The organism is Nocardia aurea (assembly GCF_003123685.1).
Taxonomy (GTDB): Bacteria; Actinomycetota; Actinomycetes; order Mycobacteriales; family Mycobacteriaceae; genus Nocardia; species Nocardia aurea.
Window position 1 is genome coordinate 1 of the sequence record NZ_QCYJ01000140.1, and the last position, 3,294, is coordinate 3,294.

The window sequence follows — 3,294 nt, forward strand, 5'->3', positions numbered from 1 at the left end:
TCGCGTCCGCCGAGAGGCAGGTACTTGTTCTGGTCTATGTGCAGCGTGAAGGTGGGCTCGTCACCCATGCGGTCCTCCTAGGGGGATCAGGACGATGGTCACGTTGTCGTGGCCGCCCGAGTCGAGCGCGTGGCGCAGGAGCTCGTGGGCGAGGTCGAGGGGCGCGCCCGCGGACGGGAAGGCGTAGCCGTCCAGGTAGCGCCAGAGCCCGTCGCTGCAGACCAGCAGCAGCCCCGGCTCCTCGGGGCCGAACACGCGGACCTCCGGCTCGACGTCGGCCGCGTCGGCCCCGAGCCAGGCGGTGATCTCGCCGGTGGGCGCCGCGTGGTCCTCGGTCAGCGCCACGCCGTCCCGCGTCCCGCCGGGCAGCCAGTAGGCACGGCTGTCACCGGCCCAGCAGAGGGTGACCCGCCCGCCGGTGTCCACCGCTGAGACGTACGTGCAGGCGGGGGCGTCGTCCGGCGACGCCGCGAGCTTGGCCACGGCCCGCCCGGCCAGCTCGAACGCCTCCACCGAGCCGACGCCCCTGGCCAGCGCCTCCGCCGCCGTGCGCGTCGCGACGGCCGAGGCCTCGTCGGCCCGCGGCGAGCTGCCCACGCCGTCGCACACCACCGCCACCGTCGAGTCGCCGGCCGCGAGCAGCGCCATCGCGTCCTCGTTGCGGGCCCGGCGCAGGCCCTTGTGGGTGACCCCCGCCGCGCCGCCGCCGAGCACGGTCTCGTCGTCGTCCCTGCCGGTGGGCTGGCGCAGGCCGCACCGCTCGCAGTAGCCCTCGGCGTCCACGGCCGGCGCGTCGCAGGCGGCGCAGCGGGGAGCGTCCAGCGGGTGCCCGCACGCCTCGCAGAAGGAGTCACCGGCCACGACGGGGGCCTCGCAGACGGGGCAGCTCACAGCCACGTCCGGGGACGTACGGCGTTGGCCTGGTCGATCAGCGCGTGCCGCTCCTGGCGGGAGTCCGAGGCGGCGGCGAGCCTGCGGAAGATGCTCTCCAGCCGCCTGCGGATGGCCGGTTCGGTGAAGGCCGCGCCCGCCACCTGGACCTGGCCGGGCCGGTTGGCCGCGGAGTCGAGCCAGGCCAGCGCCGCCTGCAGCACCTCGGCGGTCATCGACTCGCGGCGGCGCGGGTCGAGGTCGGCCAGGTCGTCCAGCCGGTCGGCCGCCGCGGCGATCTCCTGCGGCTTGAGCGCCTGCGGGGCGGGCGCCCGCGCCACGGACGCGACGAGCGCGAGCTGGGCGGCGACCCGATGGCTGGAACTGGCGGGGACGTCGTCGAGCACCTCCATCCGGCCCGCGCGGGCCAGCCCGAACGCCGCGCTCACGTACGAGTGGTCGGTGCGCCACACGCTCTCGTACCAGGCGACCGGGTCCCGGCGCTCGGACTCCAGGGCGAAGGCGAGGGCGAGCTTCGGCGCGCACTCGCCGGGCAGCAGGCCGACGCACCTGTCGAACAGGGTGACGGCCTGGCCGGTGTGCCCCCGGGCCAGCGCGTGGACGCCCTCGTACCAGGTGATCCGCCAGTCGCCGGGCAGCGCCCGCCCGGCGTCGGCGATGGCCGTGCCCGCGCCGTCCAGGTTCTGCTCGGCGAGCAGCCTGGCCCTGGTGAGCAGTGTCTCCGGGGTCTGCGGCATCGCCGCCACCTGGGCGACGAGTTGGGCCGGGTCGCGGCCGACCAGGCCCGCCAGCGCGCCCGCCGCCGGGTCCGCCGGGTCGGCGAGCGGCACCGGGAGCGCCCCGGCCGCCGCGCGAGGGTCGAGCGCATCGAACACCTTCGCGGGGATCCGGCTCAGCGCCGCCCCCGCCGCGATCCGCTCCGGCCCGAACAGCGGCGAGGGAGCCGGGTACGGCACGCCGTCGGCGACCGCGCTGACCTCGCGCAGCACGCCGACGAGCTGCGCCTCCATCTCCTCGGCGCTCTGGAACCTGGCCGCCGGGTCCGCCGCGGTGGCCCGGCGCAGCAGCCGGGCGAACGACTCGTTGCCGCAGTCGTCCGGAAGCGGGACCTCGGCGCCGCCCCTGGCGGGGCTGAATCCCGGAACGGCCAGCACCGCCAGCGTCCTGCCCACCGTGTAGAGGTCGGAGGCCACCGACGAGGGCAGCCGGTCCAGCTCGGGCGCGTGGTAGCCGACCGTGGCCCAGGACGTGCCCGGGGGCGAGCCGGTACGCTGGACCGCGCCCAGGTCGATGAGCTTGAGCCGCCTGCCGACCCTGATCACGTTCGCGGGCTTGAGGTCGCAGTAGACCAGGCCCTGCTCGTGCAGGTAGGCGAACGCGCGCAGGATCTCCCGCCCGTACATGAGGACCTCGCGCAGCGGCAGTGTCCCCTGCCGGCGCAGCTCGTGCAGCGACTGGCCGCCCACGTACTCCATCACGATGTAGCCGAGGCCGGCCGAACGCTGGAAGTTGAAGATCTTGACGATGTTCGGGTGGTCGACCGTGGTGAGGAACCTCCGCTCGGCCTCCGCCGCGGCCAGGGCCTCCGTGTCGGCGGTGTTGAGCAGGCCCTTCAGCACCACCCAGCGGCCGTCGAGGTTCTCGTCGGCGGCCAGGTAGATCCAGCCGAGCCCGCCGTGCGCCAGGCAGCCCAGCACCCGGTACTGGTCGGCCACCAGGTCGTCCTTGGCGAGCTTCGGGGTGAAGGAGAACTGGGTGCGGCAGTGCGGGCAGAACCCGGCGGTCAGCCCCGGCCGGCCCTGCCTCGACCGGCCGATGGGCCTGCCGCACTCCGGGTTGGAGCAGAAGCGCTTCTCCTCGGGCACCTCCGGGGTGGCCATGACGGCGCTCTCCGGATCCCGGTACGGCACCGACGGCAGGTCGGCCAGCTCGGCCAGCACCCCGGCCCGAGACCTGCCGCTGCTCGCCGGGCCCGTCGGCGGTCTGCTGACCGGATGCGTCTCCGGGGACTGCGGCGACGCGTCCGGCGGCGGCGCGTCCGGCGGTGGAGCGCTCACGGGCCCGGCAGCGGCGGCGTGGCCGCACAGGTCGCAGTAGCCCTCGTCGATCGTCCCCGTGCAGCCGGGCTGCCGGCACATGCTCATCGGCCACCTCCGTGGATCGCGCGCTGGTAGAGCTCGACGGCCTCGGCCGCCCTCGTCAGGTCGCAGGGCGCGCTCCACAGCAGCAGCCGCGCCCGCTCGTACTGCCCGGCCGCGACCGGGTCCTCCGCCATGCCCTTGCGCACCGCCATCGCCTGGCACGCGCCGAGCCGGCCGCGCAGCTCGTCGCGCCTGCCCACCAGCCCGTACAGCGCTCTCGCGGTGGCCTCGGCACGGCTCACGGCCTCCTGCGCCGCCTTCT

Annotated in this window: 3 protein-coding genes; all 3 read right to left on the bottom strand. The window is 75.6% G+C overall.

What is annotated here, in order from left to right; translation table 11 throughout:
• Window positions 1-60 precede the first annotated feature (60 nt).
• From DAT37_RS36700 to DAT37_RS36710, 3 genes are read right to left on the bottom strand one after another with little or no spacing between them, the layout of a single operon-like run.
• Complete coding sequence (locus DAT37_RS36700) at window positions 61-897, bottom strand: PP2C family serine/threonine-protein phosphatase (RefSeq protein ID WP_109529552.1); 837 nt, start codon at window positions 895-897, stop codon at window positions 61-63.
• The gene (locus DAT37_RS36705; RefSeq protein ID WP_109529553.1) at window positions 888-3,035 is read right to left on the bottom strand and encodes a serine/threonine-protein kinase; all 2,148 of its coding nucleotides are present in this window, start codon (window positions 3,033-3,035) and stop codon (window positions 888-890) included. The genes DAT37_RS36700 and DAT37_RS36705 overlap by 10 nt, the downstream gene beginning before the upstream one ends.
• A complete protein-coding gene (locus DAT37_RS36710; protein ID WP_157978877.1) occupies window positions 3,032-3,274 on the bottom strand; it encodes a hypothetical protein in 243 nt (80 codons plus the stop codon). Before DAT37_RS36710 ends, DAT37_RS36705 begins: the two co-directional genes overlap by 4 nt.
• Window positions 3,275-3,294: the final 20 nt, after the last annotated feature.

Bases quoted from the DNA above. Each gene is read 5' to 3' on its own strand.
- DAT37_RS36705 (WP_109529553.1), bottom strand. From the start codon at position 3,035: ATGAGCATGTGCCGGCAGCCCGGCTGCACGGGGACGATCGACGAGGGC.